This window comes from Enterovibrio sp. QJM3NY_24, from assembly GCF_057786035.1.
This window is the reverse complement of sequence record NZ_CM173520.1, coordinates 1,460,627-1,478,823: the sequence shown is the minus strand read 5'-3', so window position 1 is coordinate 1,478,823 and position 18,197 is coordinate 1,460,627. Positions and strand designations below refer to the sequence as shown.

General features: G+C 45.4%; 14 protein-coding genes. 12 read left to right on the top strand and 2 right to left on the bottom strand.

Going from position 1 to position 18,197, the window contains the following annotated elements; all coding sequences use genetic code 11:
- Positions 1-40: 40 nt before the first annotated feature.
- Together AC3CIC_RS22800 and AC3CIC_RS22795 are read left to right on the top strand one after the other, a co-directional pair.
- Positions 41-229 (top strand): DUF2986 domain-containing protein, encoded by a 189-nt coding sequence (locus AC3CIC_RS22800; RefSeq protein ID WP_016960419.1) that lies wholly within the window; start codon positions 41-43, stop codon positions 227-229.
- Between the two features lie 134 nt (positions 230-363).
- Entirely contained in the window at positions 364-2,166 is a 1,803-nt protein-coding gene (locus AC3CIC_RS22795) for a M3 family oligoendopeptidase (RefSeq protein ID WP_488516348.1), read from the top strand.
- A gap of 77 nt (positions 2,167-2,243) precedes the next feature.
- On the opposite strand, the gene AC3CIC_RS22790 is transcribed toward AC3CIC_RS22795, so the two are convergent.
- Entirely contained in the window at positions 2,244-3,836 is a 1,593-nt protein-coding gene (locus AC3CIC_RS22790; RefSeq protein WP_488516347.1) for an ABC-F family ATPase, read from the bottom strand.
- 340 nt (positions 3,837-4,176) lie between these two features.
- Between AC3CIC_RS22790 and AC3CIC_RS22785 the strand changes: the two genes are divergently transcribed.
- From AC3CIC_RS22785 to AC3CIC_RS22755, 7 genes are all read left to right on the top strand, one after another.
- Positions 4,177-5,997, top strand: coding sequence for a diguanylate cyclase domain-containing protein (locus AC3CIC_RS22785; RefSeq protein WP_488516346.1), 1,821 nt, complete (start codon positions 4,177-4,179; stop codon positions 5,995-5,997).
- A 345-nt stretch (positions 5,998-6,342) separates the two neighbouring features.
- Positions 6,343-7,362 (top strand): sensor histidine kinase, encoded by a 1,020-nt coding sequence (locus AC3CIC_RS22780; RefSeq protein ID WP_016960414.1) that lies wholly within the window; start codon positions 6,343-6,345, stop codon positions 7,360-7,362.
- Positions 7,350-8,099 (top strand): LytR/AlgR family response regulator transcription factor, encoded by a 750-nt coding sequence (locus tag AC3CIC_RS22775; RefSeq protein WP_488516345.1) that lies wholly within the window; start codon positions 7,350-7,352, stop codon positions 8,097-8,099. Before AC3CIC_RS22780 ends, AC3CIC_RS22775 begins: the two co-directional genes overlap by 13 nt.
- A 152-nt stretch (positions 8,100-8,251) precedes the next feature.
- Positions 8,252-8,920, top strand: coding sequence for a hypothetical protein (locus tag AC3CIC_RS22770; RefSeq protein ID WP_488516344.1), 669 nt, complete (start codon positions 8,252-8,254; stop codon positions 8,918-8,920).
- A gap of 209 nt (positions 8,921-9,129) precedes the next feature.
- Complete coding sequence (locus AC3CIC_RS22765) at positions 9,130-9,657, top strand: DUF4136 domain-containing protein (RefSeq protein ID WP_488516343.1); 528 nt, start codon at positions 9,130-9,132, stop codon at positions 9,655-9,657.
- 56 nt (positions 9,658-9,713) lie between these two features.
- Positions 9,714-11,000 (top strand): cytosine deaminase, encoded by a 1,287-nt coding sequence (locus tag AC3CIC_RS22760; RefSeq protein WP_488516342.1) that lies wholly within the window; start codon positions 9,714-9,716, stop codon positions 10,998-11,000.
- Positions 11,001-11,157: 157 nt separating this feature from the next.
- Positions 11,158-11,757, top strand: coding sequence for a chloramphenicol phosphotransferase CPT family protein (locus AC3CIC_RS22755; protein ID WP_488516341.1), 600 nt, complete (start codon positions 11,158-11,160; stop codon positions 11,755-11,757).
- On the opposite strand, the gene AC3CIC_RS22750 is transcribed toward AC3CIC_RS22755, so the two are convergent.
- A complete protein-coding gene (locus tag AC3CIC_RS22750) occupies positions 11,754-14,420 on the bottom strand; it encodes a M4 family metallopeptidase (RefSeq protein WP_488516340.1) in 2,667 nt (888 codons plus the stop codon). The two genes, AC3CIC_RS22755 and AC3CIC_RS22750, sit on opposite strands and share 4 nt — an antisense overlap.
- Before the next feature lie 397 nt (positions 14,421-14,817).
- Here AC3CIC_RS22750 and AC3CIC_RS22745 point away from each other — a divergent pair, with 397 nt between their 5' ends.
- The 3 genes from AC3CIC_RS22745 (at position 14,818) to AC3CIC_RS22735 (ending at position 18,188) form a co-directional block, all read left to right on the top strand.
- Positions 14,818-15,717, top strand: a complete 900-nt coding sequence (locus tag AC3CIC_RS22745) for a mechanosensitive ion channel family protein (protein ID WP_016960407.1) — start codon at positions 14,818-14,820, stop codon at positions 15,715-15,717.
- A gap of 232 nt (positions 15,718-15,949) precedes the next feature.
- Entirely contained in the window at positions 15,950-17,266 is a 1,317-nt protein-coding gene (locus AC3CIC_RS22740) for an ABC transporter substrate-binding protein (RefSeq protein ID WP_488516339.1), read from the top strand.
- Between the two features lie 61 nt (positions 17,267-17,327).
- Positions 17,328-18,188 (top strand): carbohydrate ABC transporter permease, encoded by an 861-nt coding sequence (locus tag AC3CIC_RS22735; protein WP_016960405.1) that lies wholly within the window; start codon positions 17,328-17,330, stop codon positions 18,186-18,188.
- Positions 18,189-18,197 lie beyond the last annotated feature (9 nt).

The window sequence follows — 18,197 nt, the reverse complement described above, 5'->3', positions numbered from 1 at the left end:
TCCTTACAATCCCTCCTCAAAAAATTGACGGTCACCGACGATGAACAGAAAAAAGAAAATGATTCAAACGCTGAAGAAGCGTGAGAAGAAGAAAAACGCGAAGTTGCATACTTCTAACAAGCCAAAATACATTTCCAAGGCGGATCGTGAAAAGCTAGCACTGGAAACTGAAGTAGTCGTTGAAAATACAACTGCTAGTGAACAAGCCAGCACTGAAGAAAACGTATAATCCACATAAACGGCTGTTTTTCTGAAATTTAGAATCATTCGATATTTCCAGCTTGGCGAATTACTGCCACAGGTATTCTCATTCTCTTTCATGCGGTATGGTTAACACCATACAAACTGCAAGAGGAAAGTGGCATGTCAGCGCCAAGTTGGGATTTTTCATTCGTTTATCAAAGCCTTCAAGACCCTGCAATTTCTCATGACCTTCAGCTGAGTCAGCAACATTTAGCGTCGTTTGCCAATCTACCTGCCGACTCGGTAGAAAGCTGCCAACAAGCACTAACGCTTCACGACAACATCCACAACCTGATCCTGTCTGTGTCCAATTACGCGGCTTGTCAGTCTTCTATTGATGCTACAAACGAACAAGCAAAAGCTTTGGTCATAAAAACCGATGTGATGCTGTCAGCCCTTACACAAGCTTTTAGCCCGTTTGAAAGTCAGTTATCAACCTCCGACGATGTTTTTTTTGCCGCCGTGATGTCTGGTGCCGATGACTCAGGCAGCTATGATCGTCATGCATTTCGTCTTTCTCGCCAACGCCTAAATCGTGTTTTCCGCCTATCCGTTCCTGAAGAGCAATTGCTTTCAGCGATGCAAGTGGATGGCAAAAATGCATGGGGAAGACTTTACGACGCCATAACAGGGACGGCCAAGGTCACCCTAAAACTTGAAGATGGTATCGAAGAAAAAATTGGACTGTCGCAAGCTGCCAGCTTGCTATATGGCGGTGACAGATATAGACGAGAACCTGCTTGGCGAGCGATTTACTGCGCCATGGAAGAGCAGGAAATTACCTTTGCAGCCATTCTCAATGCGCTGGCTGGAAATCGCCTGACCGAATATCAAAAGCGTAGCCACACCCAACCTCTGCATTTCCTCGCTCCAGCACTAGAAGAAAGCCGCGTCGAGCGACAAACACTCAATGCCATGATGAATGTGGCGGAGCAGCACAAAGCGCTTTCCCGCCGTGCTGCCAAAGCCATGGCAAAGATGTTTGGTACTGACAAATTAGCACCGTGGGATGAAATGGCTGCCATGCCCCCACAAGGCAAGGCTATAGTAGCGAATTACTCATTTAATGAAGCCATCGCGATTATTCGCCGCGCTTTCCATTCAGTGAACGGTGAAATGGCAGAGTTCGTCGACATGATGGTTGAGCAACGCTTAATTGATGCCGCTCCTCAGCCGAATAAAGTCATGGGCGCCTATTGCACCAAGATCCCCAAGACACGCACACCCCTGGTATTCATGAGTTTTGGTGGCAGCATGTCTGATGTCCTCACGCTTGCTCATGAACTCGGTCATGCTTTCCATAACTGGGTGATGAAAGACATGCCGCTGGCTGAAACTGATTACCCAATGACACTGGCCGAAACCGCCTCTATCTTTGCGGAAAACGTCGTGCGTGATGCCTTGCTTGAAGAAGCTGCCAACGATCAAGATAAATTGTTAATGCTGTGGGAAGAGGCACAAACAGCCGTTGCTCTCATGCTGAACATTCCAGTTCGCTTTGAATTTGAACGTGCTTTCTATGAGCAGCGACAGCAAGGTGAACTCACTCCGATGCAATTGCGCAACCTAATGTCAGAGACGTGGAAGAATTGGTATGGCGATGCCATATCAGAGCCAAACGATCTGTTCTGGGCGAGTAAACTTCACTTCAGCATTGCCGAGATCAGCTTCTATAACTATCCGTACCTGTTTGGGTATCTATTCAGTACAGGCGTTTATGCTCAGCGTGAAGAAAAAGGCGAAGCTTTCTATGAAGATTATAAGTCGCTCTTGAAAGATACCGGACGCATGAGCGCAGAAGACGTGGCGAAAAAACACCTAGGTGTGAACTTAGGAAAAGTCGATTTCTGGGCGCAAAGTATCGCTATTACTGAGAAGCGAATAATGGCTTTTGAAGCGCTTGTGAATAAATTCACGCATTGATCTGAACACACTGCTTTAAGCAATCAGCACAAACAAAAACACCCGCTTCAGCGGGTGTTTTTACATGCAAATATCGATTAGTGATCAACACCGCGAGAATTAAGGAATTCCGCATAGGTGCCTTTAAAGTCGGTGATTTGACCGTCTTTAATTTCAATGATTCGTGTTGCCAATGAGTCAACAAATATACGGTCATGCGATGCGAAGAACAAAGTACCTTTGAACTGCTCAAGTGCCGTGTTCAACGATTCAATCGATTCCATATCCATGTGGTTAGTCGGTTCATCAAGTAACAACATGTTGGGTTTGTGCATCATCAGCTTGCCCAGCAACATACGGCCTTGCTCACCACCAGACAGCACTTTCACTGATTTCTTGATGTCATCTTGTGAGAACAGCATACGACCAAGGAAACCACGAACAACTTGCTCGTCTTCACCTTCTTGACGCCATTGACCCATCCAATCAGTCAGGTTCAAGTCTTCTTCAAAATCAGACGCATGATCCTGTGCATAGTAACCAAGGTTGGTATTCTCAGACCACTTGTAGAAACCAGTACGCGGTTCCAACACACCCGCTAGCGTGTTTAGCAGAGTCGTTTTACCGACACCATTCTCACCAATAATCGCGATGCGCTCACCGACTTCGAAAATGCCGCTAAATCCAGCAAACAAATCATGTTCAAAACCTTGGCTCAGGTTTTCAATTTCAAGCGCGTTACGGAACAATTCTTTAGATTGTTCAAAGCGAATAAATGGCGTTTGACGACTAGATGCTTTCACTTCGTCTAGTTTGATTTTATCAATTCGCTTAGCACGAGAAGTTGCCTGCTTGGCTTTCGATGCGTTTGCAGAGAAACGTGCGACGAAGGTTTGAAGCTCAGCAATTTGCGCTTTTTTCTTCGCGTTATCGGTTAACAGACGATCACGGGCTTGAGTTGCCGCAGTCATGTATTCGTCGTAGTTACCCGGATAAACACGCAGCTCGCCATAATCCAAATCTGCCATGTGCGTACACACTGAGTTCAAGAAGTGACGGTCATGCGAAATGATGATCATGGTACAGTTACGTTCGTTCAACGTATCTTCCAACCATCGGATAGTGTCGATATCCAAGTTGTTCGTTGGTTCATCAAGTAACATGATATCAGGGTCAGCAAACAGAACCTGCGCCAACAGAACACGTAGTTTCCAGCCAGGAGCAACGCTGCTCATCAGACCATAATGTTGATCAAGTGGTATACCCACGGCAAGAAGCAGTTCACCTGCTTTAGACTCCGCCATGTAGCCGTCCATCTCGGCAAACTCCACTTCCAGATCTGCGACGCGCATACCATCGTCTTCAGTCATATCTGGCAACGCGTAAATGCGGTCACGCTCTTGCTTCACTTCCCACAATTCTTTGTGGCCCATGATCACAGTGTCGATAACCGTAAATTCTTCGTACGCAAATTGATTCTGGTTCAGCTTTGCAACGCGTTCGTTGGGGTCAACGCTCACATTACCACCGGTAGGTTCCAGCTCACCGCTCAGGATCTTCATAAAGGTTGATTTGCCGCAACCGTTCGCGCCGATAAGGCCATAACGGTTTCCATCGCCAAACTTAACGGAAATGTTTTCGAAAAGAGGCTTGGCGCCAAATTGCTGGGTGATATTAGCTGTACTAATCAAAGTTATTACTATCCTGAACAGTGAATACAAAACGCCGCAAGAGTACAGAGATCGCTCCATTACTTCAAGCAAACAGCGAATTGAGTCACAGACTCACATGAAAAAATCGAGTATTTACGTCAAAGGCAATTTGTGAACTCCCTTGCCATACGCTGCTTCATCAGTCTTTGGTCAATCAACTGAGACAAACAACCAATTGATTGCCTTGTGCTTCCCACCTCTCAGATCCTGCTATTTGTTTGACTTATCTATTGATATTGAAACTACACTTAGGAGCTAAAATGTCTCATTTGTGAGGCATCAATGCCGCATTCAGAACGACAGAATAGATGGAATTGCTATGAGTAATCGCTTACAACGCATAATCAAAACCACAATCGCTCGATTATTCAGCCTTCATGTAGCACTACTATTGGCCGGCGCACTGCTAACAACAAGTGCCATCACCATAGGGTCCACGAATGCTTCTGCGGAAACGGGCGCTAAGCAACTACTCTTTATTAATTCACACCACCGCGGCTATGGTTGGAGTGATGAAGTAGAAAGTGGCCTGAGAGAAACGTTCGAATCCTCAGCTGTCCCCATAGAATTGTCTGTGGTATATCTTGACACGCTGCGCCACGACGCATTGCCAATCAAAGAAAAATTGGCCGATATTCTTGCGCTTAAACATGTTTCTGAAGCCACTGACCTTGTTATCACGTCAGATAATGCGGCACTAGACTTTGCATTGGCTCATCAAAACGAGCTATTCCCTCGCCAGCCAATTATTTATACGGCGCTAAAAGATTTTTCGACAAACGCCTATGACGTAAATACGCGTGTCACGGGAATATCCGAATATACCGATTACCAACAAGCCATTAATGTCGCACTCTCGCTGCATCCAAAAACTCAATCCCTTGCATTTATAGGCTCTCAACGAGAACCCCATAACCAACGCATTATCGACATCATCAAAGAAAGTGTTGTCCCGGTTCTTTCCAGCAAATTAGACATCGAAATCTACATAGATAAGTCCATTGATGAACTCGATGATATGTTAAGCGAGCTGCCCACCAACACGATTGTTTTCGCACTTAGCAACACCCTACCCAAAATTGACGGTATGCTTTACAGTCCTGCTGAAACAGCGCGATTATTGGCATCGGTTACGCCATTTCCTGTCTATACGTTTTGGCACTCTCATATCGGCCACGGCGCAATTGGCGGTCAGATTGTGACCGGGTTTAGTCAAGGGAAAGCGGCAGCACAGCTCGCGTTGCAAGTGTTAGCATCAGACGTTGATGCACCGCTACCGAGTCATCAGACAGCACCTGCATCTTTGTTTTTCGACCTTGACGCGGCAAAAAAGCACAGAATTGACAAAAACCTGCTGCCCGAAGACGCAAGATTTATCAACTATCAAGCCCCAATTTGGCAAGAATATAAGACAGAAGCTTTGACGACGCTGGTTATTGTTTTTGGCCTGCTCTCTCTCGTACTCGCGTTTGTATTACTCGCAAAACGACAAACTGAGACTATTCATCAGATAAGTGATGAAAACGTCGAACTGACCCACGCATTAGATATAAACCAAGAAACTTTAGACGATGTTACACATCAACTCGAAGAAGTGAATACGATAGATGACCTTACGGGATTAGCCAACGTCCGCCATTTTAACGACATGCTAGATAAAGAGTTACGCCGAGCAAGCCGCTATAAGACACCACTCAGTTTGTTGTTGATTTCAGTTGATCAATTCGATGGCTATATTCATACCCATGGTGAAGAAGATGCGAGTGAACAGCTCGTGACTATCAGTCAGGTCATCAAAGATACCTGCCAGCGCTCTTCCGATGTCCTAGCGTTTCTTCTCGATAACAAGTACGCCATCATATTGCCGCATACCACGCGTGATAACTCAAAAGTGGTTTGCCAAAAATTACATGATGGCCTTAAACAGAAAAATCTGCCTTTCATCCTGTCAAAGACTGGCGCAATCACCTTAAGCATAGGGTTGTCATCACTTGAAAGTACGGCCGACCGTATCAATCCACAACATATGTTGAATACCAGTGAAATGATGCGTATTGATGCGGAAAGAAAAGGAGGGAATGGAACACGATCCGATGTTATTGCGATTCAGTCACCTCAGAACACGATCCATAAAGATTAGTAGCCCATTCATTCTGTCATAGCGCTACTTATCGCCAAATATTGATGTTTATCTCATTACTTTCCAGTCATACCTTTTTTGCGTTACCGTGGCTGTGTTGGTTGTTTTTCCAATCTTGTTAATCCAAACATGACGGGAAAGCCACTGTGCATCCGAAATACCTTATCGAAAGGCGCGCATATTTTTTGCTGCGCCTATTTTTTAGCCGACCATATGTACGGCAGTTTAAATACATGGAAACAATTTTTGTTTCCTCGACAATTATCACTTTCCTTTGGGCAATTAGGTATTTCGATTTGCCTTGATAAAATCTAACATCATCTATGATTGATTAGGCACATACTTATGGCTAAAAAACCTAAAATCTTAGATCGAACTCGCATCATACAATCCATCATTTTATGCCTCGTTATCGCATACACCACTAAATACATTTTTGGTGGGGCACTGATGTATCACTTTGCTATTTCTGCTGGATATGGCATTGCTTTCACGATCGCAAATATTACTATTTCTAACGCTTATCCTCATCGCCCAGTTGGACGAAACATCATTTTGGCGACACTCATTGGTATGCCATTCGGCACCATCAATATGCTGTTATGTATATATTTCTATAAAGGCATTTGGAAAATCGGTGCCATTATGCCGATTCTTATCGTCACGATGGCTATTGCTGTCTTTATTGCATACTTTTTTATTGCACGAGAACGAGCAAACCGCGCCGAGTCCGAATTGAAGGACATCCAATTAAGGCAAGCTGAGCAAGAAAAAGCACTCATCAATAGCCAGTTAAGAAATCTTCAAGGACAAATGGAACCCCATTTTCTTTTTAACACATTGGCTAACATTCAAATTTTGATTGAAACTGATGCAGCAAAAGCAAAAAAACTTCTCGGGAAAATCACCGAATTGCTTCGTGCTAGCCTCAAACAACAACGTAAAGACACCATTACATTAAGTGATGAATTAAAGTTGCTAGATAGCTATTTAGCTATCCAGCAAATCCGCCTGTCAGAGCGTATGGGATACAGCATCTCACTTGATGACTCTGTATCGCCACAAACACTGGTTCCTCCTTTTCTTATACAACCTGCAGTCGAAAATGCCGTTGTTCACGGTATCGAACCCTCAATTAAAGGGGGTCATGTTCATTTACATTTCTCTCGCAATAATAATGTTATTACCGTTGAAGTGTCTGACAATGGTATTGGCTTTAATGAGGCGTCGAAAGGAAATGGTCTCAGTATGAAAAATGTTAGACAACGTCTTTCGGTACTCTATGGCGAACACGGGAAACTTGAACTTATTCCACATAGTGACGGCGGATTTACAACAAGGATTTCAATTCTATGCGCGCATTGATTGCCGATGATGAACCATTACTTCGCCACCACTTAAGCAAATTGCTCAGTGAACTCAGTACAAGTATCGAGGTTGTTGCCAGTGTTAAAGATGGCATTGAAGCTGTTGATAAAATAATCCAACTCAAACCCGACGTTGTGTTTTTAGACATCAGAATGCCAGGGCTGGATGGGCTAGATGTAGCAAGTGCCATTAACAAACTGGATGTATTGCCACGTATCGTCTTTGTAACTGCTTACGATCATTATGCAATTGAAGCCTTCGAAAAAGGGGCGATTGATTACTTAGTCAAACCAATTGATGAATCCCGCCTCCAAAAAACGTGCGAACGATTAGAGAGCCAGCTTGAACAGAACCTTAACCGAGACGACTTAATCCAACTACTTGCTCAAACACAAGTTAAACGAGAATCACCTCTTACATGGCTAAAAGCAGCTAAAGGTGAGGACATACACCTTATTCACGTGGATGATGTCGAGTACTTTAAAGCAGAAGATAAGTACGTTACCGTTGTCACGCAAGACAGTGAGTACATCATCAGAACTCCCCTGAAAAGCTTATACAAAAGTCTATGTAGTGATACGTTCTGGCAAATCCACCGTTCGATCATCGTCAAGGTGGCATCAATTAACCGAGTATCTCGAGATATCACTGGAAGAATGGTTGTTGAAATGACCAACGATAATCGAAAACTCCCCGTCAGTCGAAACGCAAACGCATTGTTCAAGCAAATGTAACATCTCCATACATCAACCACCTGCATTCTTAGCGCTCGCATTTACGATTTATCTGGAAGATTCACCCTTTGTCGCATCGTACTTTTCATTGAGCCTAAGCGATATAAAGTGTCGGCATACAAAACACGCTTTTTCGTATTTGGAGGCAAGGAATGCCACGTAAAGACAGCTTACTTAGTCGCACACTCATCTGCGGCATCCTCGTTTTTACAAGCATTATGCCTATCTGGTTTGCCCAAGTTAACGCTAACCCTATCCCGAAAACACTTCAGGAAGTATTCATCGATGCAACGTCAGGGGTAAGCGGGGCTGGAGAACATGTGTTAAGTGCCGTCGACAGTCTACTAAGGCAATATCCAGAAGATGCCCTGCTCACCGCATACTACGGCAGCACCCTCTATGTGAAAGCCAGAGATTCTTGGTTACCTTGGGACAAAGAAAAGTACTCAACGTTGGGTATGGCGTCACTCAACAAGTCGTTAAGATTGCTGTCTAACGAATCATTTTCCAAACCCTATTACGGTCTGAACGAAGGAATTTACATACAATCCATTGCGGCTATAACATTTGTGAATACGCCGGATTTACTTCATCAAAAAGAGCGTGGGTACAATATGCTCAAAAACATGTTGGCGTCTGAACAACTTCAGTATTATCCATTTGACCCACAAGCATGGATACACCTTGGTGCGGTAAAAGCGGCTTTGGATATGAAAGAACCCCATGTTGCAAAAGCTTGGGCACAAGAAATGAGAAAACTTGCTCCGACTCACCCTCTTACGCAAGAAGCCTTATCTCTTACGGCAAATACCAACGCATAGCATTTTCAACGAAAGGCTCTTTTCGAGTCTTTATGCCCCCTTATCCATTCTCGACATGACCTCCTGCCGGTTTATACATAACTTCAAGCTCAGCAACTTTTTTGTCACTTTGATTGTCTTACTCAAGCAACCTCAAGATACTAACTTGCAGATATTGAAGTCACCGCATCTAGATCTAATTTACAATCACAATGTCAGAGAGGGCTTTCATGCACTTACGTCTTGTCTCACTTCTTTTTATATCGGTATTGACGGGGTGCGCAAAAAGCGTTTACACCGACTACGATCAACAATATCTCTACAGTGACATTCAATCTTTCGAGATCGTCTCCCACCCATCTTCTGTACCGATCTCTTTGGATAACAGTCGAATAAAACGTGCAGTAGAAGCAGAATTACGCCTACTGGGGCTGACGGAAACCGAGAGCGCCCCAAGTGTAAATATTCGATATTTTATTGAACCCAAAACTGAAAGTGTGGCTTATGGTCCATCTTTTCGTTTTGGTTATGGCTTCAATCGAATTGGCATTGGTTACGAAACCCCCGTTCGTGTTGAAGAGATAGACTATGGACAACTGGTCGTGGAGATGGTCGACCCAGTCACAAACCAAGTGATTTGGCGCGCCATATCGAATAGAAAGCTCATTGATAACATGACGCCATCAAGCAAAAATGTTTTCATTCAGGAACAAGTCAAAGAAATGTTCAAACAGTTTCCTCCGGATAAAAACAGCTAAAGCAACGTTTGCTTCAATAGCGAATGTCGGCCAAGACTAAAATGGAAGAACAATACATGTCAGCAACACTACTTATTAAAAATGTTGTTATTCGTGGTCAAAAATCCCTCTCGCAAATTTTAATTGAAGATGGCGTGATTCGTGTCATTGAAAGCAATGATATAGATATCTGTGCCAATGTTGATATCAAGGTTATCGATGCCGAAAAAGGCATGACCTTGCCGCCATTTTGTGAACCACATATTCACTTAGACACCACCCAAACAGCTGGCGAACCACGCTGGAATATATCAGGCACACTGTTTGAAGGAATTGAGTGCTGGGCAGAGCGCAAAGCGCTCTTGTCGATTGAAGATGTGAAAAAACGTGCCATGCAAACACTCAAGTGGCAAATCGCGAACGGCATCCAGCACGTTCGCACACACGTTGATGTCTCTGACCCCAAGCTGACCGCGCTCAAAGCCATATTGGAAGTGAAAGAAGAAATGAAAAACTGGGTGGATATCCAGATTGTCGCATTTCCACAAGAAGGCATTCTTTCCTACCCCAATGGCAAAGCGTTACTGGAAGAAGCCGTGAAAATGGGAGCGGATGTTGTGGGCGCAATCCCCCACTTCGAATTCACCCGCGAGTACGGTGTTGAGTCGTTGCATTTTGCATTTGAGCTCGCGCGAAAATATGATCGGCTTATCGACGTACATTGCGATGAAATCGATGATGAGCAATCCCGCTTTGTCGAAACTGTTGCTGCGCTGGCACACAAACACGATATGGGCGCCAAAGTCACTGCCAGTCATACCACGGCAATGCACAGTTATAATGGCGCGTATACTTCACGGTTATTCCGTTTACTTAGCATGTCAGGCATCAATTTCGTCGCCAACCCTTTGGTGAATATTCATCTGCAAGGTCGATTTGATGATTATCCGAAACGCCGTGGCATAACTCGCGTAAAAGAAATGCTGGCCGCCAATATCAACGTCTGTTTTGGCCATGATGATGTGTTCGACCCTTGGTACCCACTTGGGACTGCCAACATGCTACAAGTCGTCCACATGGGCATGCACGTCTGCCAGATCATGGGGTACGACCAACTGAATCATTCTCTTGATCTTATCAGCCATCACTCAGCACGCACGCTAAACATTCAAGGTCGCTACGGTATTGAAGTTGGAAAGCCAGGTAACTTGATTATTCTTCCTGCAGAGAATGATTTCGATGCTCTACGCCGTCAGGTCTCGGTGCGCTTCTCCATACGCCACGGAAACGTCATAGCAGAAACACATCCAGCAACAACATCGATCCACTTGCAGTCCACAGAAGTCGTTACTTTTAAACGCTAGGTTTCCAATGCCCTGCAACAACTGGGCATTGGCTCCCCATGTCCATTCGTCGCGTTAAATTTGCGATGTTGTTTTCAAAATATGGCCAACTTTCTATACACTTTAATAGTGTGGGTGTTTAATAGAGTGATGCTTTTACAACGATGAGAATCACGCCATGCCCCCTCAGATCATCATTCTCAACGGCACAGGTAGTTCGGGAAAAACCAGCATTGCCCGCGTGCTCATCGAGAAACTGCAAACCCAGTATCTAAATTTCAGTATTGATAGCGTCTTGTATTCACTTCCTCCTAGCGATCTTCAAAAAATGATGGCGGGTAAAGCCATTACTCGCGACGGTTACAGTTACCCAAAATTAGTGGAAGGTTACCATCAAGCTGCACGCGGACTGGCAAAGGCAGGCTGCAGATTAATTCTCGATAATGCATGGATACCAGAGAAGGAAAAACTCGATATGCTCAACGCATTGTCAGAGTTTGATGTTTGTCTCGTAGGCGTGAAATGTCATTTGCTTGTGGCAATGGAACGAGAACGCCAGCGTAGAGATCGTGCTATTGGATTGGCAGAAAGTGAATACAACCATGTACACACCAATATGAGCTATGACTTTGAAGTAGACACAACAAAACTCTCTTCAGAGGTCAGTGCTGACCAAATCATGGCCTTTTTCAAAACTAAGCCTGCACTTTCAGGCGCCCCCACCAGCAGAAAAACGTTAGAAAAGATCGCGATATCCGAAACTCAAGTCGCAAACTAACGCAGGCAAAAAACCGCGATGTTTTTATTTCTTTTCTTGGCACACTGAGATTTCAACCAGAACACTAACGCGAAGCAGCTTAAAAACATTGTGCCCCCACCTCCGCCGCCACCAACTGCTTCTGCGCTGGGCTGATCTGAACCTGATGTTTCCGACATCGACAAGGTCACGCCTTCAAAGACCTGAGAACCATAAATCATCACGTAGTAAGTGCCTGCACTCATTCCAGACAGTGAACACGTTTCCTGATTTGAACTCGACGTAGATCGGCAGTCATACAATGTGGTAGTCGGCGCTTCTCCTGCTCGTACATAAAGGTCTGCATCCCCCAAACCTCCAGCCAAAGAAATGGTTACGCCACCCGCAGAAAAACCACTGGCGTTCAATGTTGCGCGATTTGAAGCTAACACGCCAGCACTGGTGATGGTAAAGGAATAATAAATTGCCTCACCAGCAGTGCCCTGCAGATTGGTTATCGGTGTCGCAGGGTCGAGAGGGTCAGCGCGCTGTTCTGGCGGCAACGATGGCGTGCTTTTTTGCAGAGATAATGCCACACCAGCAAAGTCACTATAGCCATGAAGCATCACATAGAATGTGTCTCCTGCCTCGCCAGATGCCGTGCATGTTTCATTATTTCCGTAATAGTAGGGGCGGCAATCGAAATCTGACTGAGACGGTGTACTACCGAGGTTCAAATACAAGTCTGCGTCACCCGAACCGCCAGCGATACTCACGTCCAAATCACTACCATCTTCAGGTATCTCGAAGAGATAGAACAACATGTCGCCCCGGCTACCCGCGAGGCTTAACACGCTCTCTCCTACCGCTAATGTTTGAGGTGGCGTTACCGTAACATCAAGTTCTATCGTTGCACCGCTATAACTCGTGTCTCCAACCACCAACACGTTGTATTCGCCGCTTCCTTGCAAGGTCACGTCGCACACTTCATTGTTGTTTGCCCCAGCCGCTATGCAATCATAATCCGAAGGAGTCGGCCAGCCGTTGTACTTCACGTACAGGTCGGCATTACCCGTCCCACCAGACATGGCGACCGTAGCATTATCCGTGTTTGTCGGAAGCGGGAAGTAATAATAGGTTTCAGATCCCGCACCGCCGCTAGTATTCGAAACTGGTATTTCATCCAACAATTCGATTGCATCCAAACAGGCGTAGACACCCACCTGTTCAAAAGCGTCGATCACATCTGAAGTGTTGTAACCGAGATCGTCTGCGGCTCGAACAACGCCGCAACCGCCATCATCAAAATCAGAGCTTGCTTCCCAATACAGTTTGTTGGCGAATGCAAACGCTTCAAATGCCTTTCTGATATCCCAACCTGAGGTATTGGCAAGGAGATAAAAAGCACGATTAAACACACCGCTCGAGTAGTGAACATCCATACCCGAATAATACTCACTGGCATGATCAATCGAACGACCATCATCGGATGGGGTCACGAAGTAGCGCAACCCACTGCCAGTTTTGAAAATGTCCGCACCGACTACCCAATCAACACTACCCTTCCAGTAATACTCTGCCGCCTCACCCGCAATATCGGAAAAAGCTTCATTGATGCCGCCCGACATTCCCGAATAAATCAGATTGGAATTTTGACTTGTGAATCCATGGCTAACCTCATGCGCAGACACATTGACATCTACCAAGGGATAAAAGGTGCTGTAGCCATCTCCAAATGTCATGGATGATCCATTCCAAAAAGCATTTTCGTAGTTGTTGCTGTAATGCACCCTCATCACAAGCTGGAAAGAAAGGGGCGCCATACTCAGCCAATCGTTGTACATATCAAACACAAGCTGGCCGAAGAAATGCGCATCGTTCAAAGGAGAGTTGGCACCGTTGATGGTTATGTGTGTATTGGTATTGCTGCTGTCATTACACGTATATGAAAACGCGGTAGACCCCGACGTTCCATGGTTCAAATTAACGGTTTTCACATTGGTATTTTCAAGCGTACAAGTATTGGCTGCCTTATTGATATTCAAGCCTGCGTAATCAACACCGTAGTCATAACGCCCTGTTTTCGTGTTGCCACCTGGCCCTTGACCAATATCTGCCGCATGCGCTAGACCTTCCCACATTTTGAGGATATTACCCGTTTTTGCATCGATGTAAGCATGTGGTCGTGTTGGTTTTTGAGTTGGAATAAAAAAGCTGACTTCATAAACTAAACGAGGAACATTGTTATCATCGAGCCATACAAACAACTCGCTAGTTTCATCTTCAGGGATAACAACATCAACAAAAGGCGGTGACAGCAGGTGCTGATTTTTAAGTAATTGTTTTGCACGTTGATGACTGACCGAGGGGGTGACGGCCGTCAAACTTTGAGACAACCCAGTCACATGTTTACCGCGTGCATTGGAAAAACCACCAGCATCTTTATCAGAAACAATACGGCCTTTTCGAACAGGGAGACCTTGATAGTATTGCTGGTGTTTCGACTTGACCTTGCCATTAGGCAAAACAACGGTTTCGGTAGGTACAAATCCAGAAAATGGCGATTGCGAGCGCGAATAGGTAGCGCGCTGAACGTCTGAGAGTAACGCACTTTGACCGCTTACCTTTTCGATGTTTGCTGCAGTCGCGACGGCGATTGGCGAACAGAGAAAACACAAAGCACTGAATTGACGCCAACACACCATAAATAAAACACCAAAATCTTAAATGCGACAGCTGATCGCTATTCAATAATCATGGTTGATGATCGGTGATTGATAAAGGCATGGACATGAGTTATTGGCGGTTATTTTTGGCACGAAAATGTGTATCAATGTAAGGCGCTGATGTGCAATACATTGTGTTATATCGCCACTATCTATGGCCACCATCGTTTTCCAACACTGACCTGCACACCAATAAGAAAACACCTGCAAACCCCACGATCTCCTTCAACACGCTAAACTTTAGGAAATAGCGGCCTCGCTAACTGCGCAATATCAAAAACAGCGCTTGCTGTCCCTTGATAAGCCTCAATTTAGTCAGTAGTGTTGCGCCGAAGCATTTACCGATTTAAGCACTCGCGTATAACAGGAAGCACCAGTGGAACAACTTCAGTCACTCATCACTTTTTTTAGTGAGCACAAATTTCTCCTGACCTTGTTGATCATCACCGTCATCTGGACGATTCGACGCATCATGATCAAGTTCATTTGGGGCGATACCAATTTTCTTAGCGAAGAACAGCGCAAATGGATCTCACAAACCAAAAACGGATCCTTCACCATTCTGCTGATCGTGATGTTTTTGGTATGGCAGTCAGAGATCAATGAATTTGCACTGTCACTGACTGCCATTGCGGTAGCCGTGGTAGTTGCTTCGAAGGAAATCATTCTGTGTTTTACAGGATCGATCCAACGCGCGAGTTCGCGGTCGTTTCAAATTGGTGAATGGATTGAAGTCGGCTCTCTATGCGGTGAAGTGATTGAGCACAATTTGATGGCGACAAAAATCCAGGAAATTGATCTCTACCACGGGACATATAACTACACGGGTAAAACTGCCACGTTTCCTAACAGCCTGTTTTTCACCACGCCAGTAAAAAACCTTAACTTCATGAAACGCTATGTTTATCATGAGTTTAAAATCACAGTAAAAGAAACGACCAATCTGTATCCGATGGTACCAAGCTTGTTGGCGCACATTGATGATCACTGCCAAGATTTTTACGAAGTAGCAACACGATACAACCATGTGATTGAGCGCCATGCCGGTGTCGATCTCCCAGGTGCCGATCCGCACGTACAAGTCACATCGACGGACTTAGGAGACCCACAGGTCCATATTCGTATATTTTGCCCAACAGAACGCGCCACAGAATTAGAACAGCTGATCCGCGAAGATTTCATGACGCTTTACTGCGAACGCATACTAAAACACCCCCCCATTGCGATATCAGAAGACTTGCTGACAGAGCTTGAATCTAAAGCCCTACACTGCTGATTCATCAGAAAAACCACGCCATACAGCTGCCTTAATAAAAAGGCAGCTCTAACTTACAACTGCCTAATTATCCAAACTACCGCCGCACCAAAAAGTAAAAAAATCATCATTCCTCATAAAGAAAAGTACTTTTCTTCACCGCTTTTATTCACTATTGCCTTTTTTTGTACTTATATTGTTAAACAGATGTTAACACAAAGAATGTTCATCTTTTAACCATGAGGAACTAAAAATGCTGTCTACAAGGAAAACGTTAACCGCCTTTGCTGCATGCTGTACCGCTTTCTCAATGTCCGCTTCTGCGGCGACCGAATTAACCATCGCGACGGTGAATAACGGTCACATGATCGAAATGCAAAAGCTTAGCGAAGAGTTTGAAAAGCAGAACCCCGATATAAAACTCAATTGGGTGACACTCGAAGAGGGTGTACTTCGTCAACGTGTTACAACAGATATCGCGACCAAAGGTGGTCAGTTTGATGTCATGACAATCGGTATGTACGAGACGCCAATTTGGGCAGAGAAAGGTTGGTTGAAAGAAATCGAAACCGACGCGACTTACGATGTTGATGACCTACTTCCGTCAATGCGCGCTGGCTTGTCACTAGACGGTAAACTGTATGCCGTTCCGTTCTACGGCGAAAGCTCCATGGTCATGTACCGTAAAGACCTGGTAGACAAAGCAGGTATGACAGTGCCAGACCGAGCGACTTGGGGACACATTCGTGACGTCGCGGCTGCAATTCACGACCCCGACAACGGCGTTTACGGTATCTGTCTTCGTGGTAAACCTGGTTGGGGCGACAACACCGCTTTCGTCACCACCATGGCAAATTCGTTTGGTGCTCAATGGTTTGATGAAGATTGGAAACCGCAATTGAACTCGCCAGAATGGAATCATGCCGTTAACTTCTACGTGGATCTCCTTAGCACTTACGGCCCTCCGGGCTCTAGCTCAAACAGCTTTAACGAAATCCTCGCCCTGTTCAATGAAGGCAAGTGCGGTATGTGGATTGATGCCACTATTGCAGCCTCGTTCATTACCGATCCAAAACAGAGCAAAGTGCATGACAAAGTGGCTTTTGCACAGTCTCCTGTTGCCGTCACCGATCGCGGTGCGAACTGGTTATGGGCATGGGCGCTGGCAGTACCCGCTGCAACCCAAAACACGGAAGCAGCTCAGAAATTTGTCACTTGGGCAACGTCAAAAGACTACATCAAGTTAGTGGCAGAGAAAAATGGCTGGGCAAGCGTACCGACAGGTACACGCCAATCAACGTATGAGACACAAGCATTCCTTGATGCCGCATCGTTTGCTGAAGCGGAACTGGCTGCCATCAATTCTGCTGATCCCGCCAACAGCACACAAAACCCAAGTCCTTACGTTGGTGTTCAATTTGCTGCCATCCCTGAATTCCAAGCCATTGGTATTGCAACGGGTCAGCAATTGTCTTCTGCACTAGCAGGCAAAACAACGGTAGAAAAAGCGCTTCAAAGCGCCAACAAATCAGCTGATCGCGAAATGCGTAAGTCTGGGTACTACAAGTAAACCCCTTTCGCCGGACAGTTCGCTGTCCGGCTACTTCTTCTTAAGTTTTCGGATAGTCGCTATGCAAAAATGGTTGCCTCGACTGCTGGTTGCGCCCTCCTTTGTCAGCTTGCTGCTCTGGATGATCGTCCCTCTTTCCATGACGATATATTTCTCAACCATCAGATATAACCTGCTTTACCCCGGAGAGAACGAATTTATCGGCTCGATGAATTTCGAGTTCTTTTATACCGATGATGCATTTTGGCCTGCACTGATCAACACCTTGACCTTAGTTGGCATGGTGCTAGTGGTCACTGTAATTGGCGCGCTGCTCATCGCCATTGCGTTAGATAAGCCCTTTTTTGGTCGCGGCATTGCACGTGTCCTGCTTATTTCTCCTTTTTTCATCATGCCCACGGTCAATGCCCTGATCTGGAAAAACATGATGATGCACCCCGTTTATGGTGTGCTGGCATCAGTGTGGGAAAGTGTTGGACTAGAGCCTATAGATTGGCTTACCGCTTTCCCTCTTGGCTCCATCATCACGATGGTCAGTTGGCAATGGATGCCCTTTGCACTGCTCATTTTTATCACATCGCTGCAATCGATGGATCACGAGCAAAAAGAAGCAGCACTACTTGACGGTGCGACAGGCTGGCAAGTGTTCCGTTATCTCACGCTGCCACACTTAGCACGTCCCATCGCGGTCGTCATGATGATTGAAACCATCTTCATGTTGTCGATTTTTGCTGAGATTTTTGTCACCACCGGCGGTGGTCCAGGCTACGAGTCCACCAACCTCGCCTTCCTGATCTTCGCGCAAGCACTGATGCAATTCGACGTGGGTGTCGCCTCTGCGGGTGGTTTGATAGCAGTCATTCTTGCCAACATTGTCGCGTTCTTTCTCATCCGTGCCATTGGCAAAAACCTGGTCGCTTAAGGAGGCATT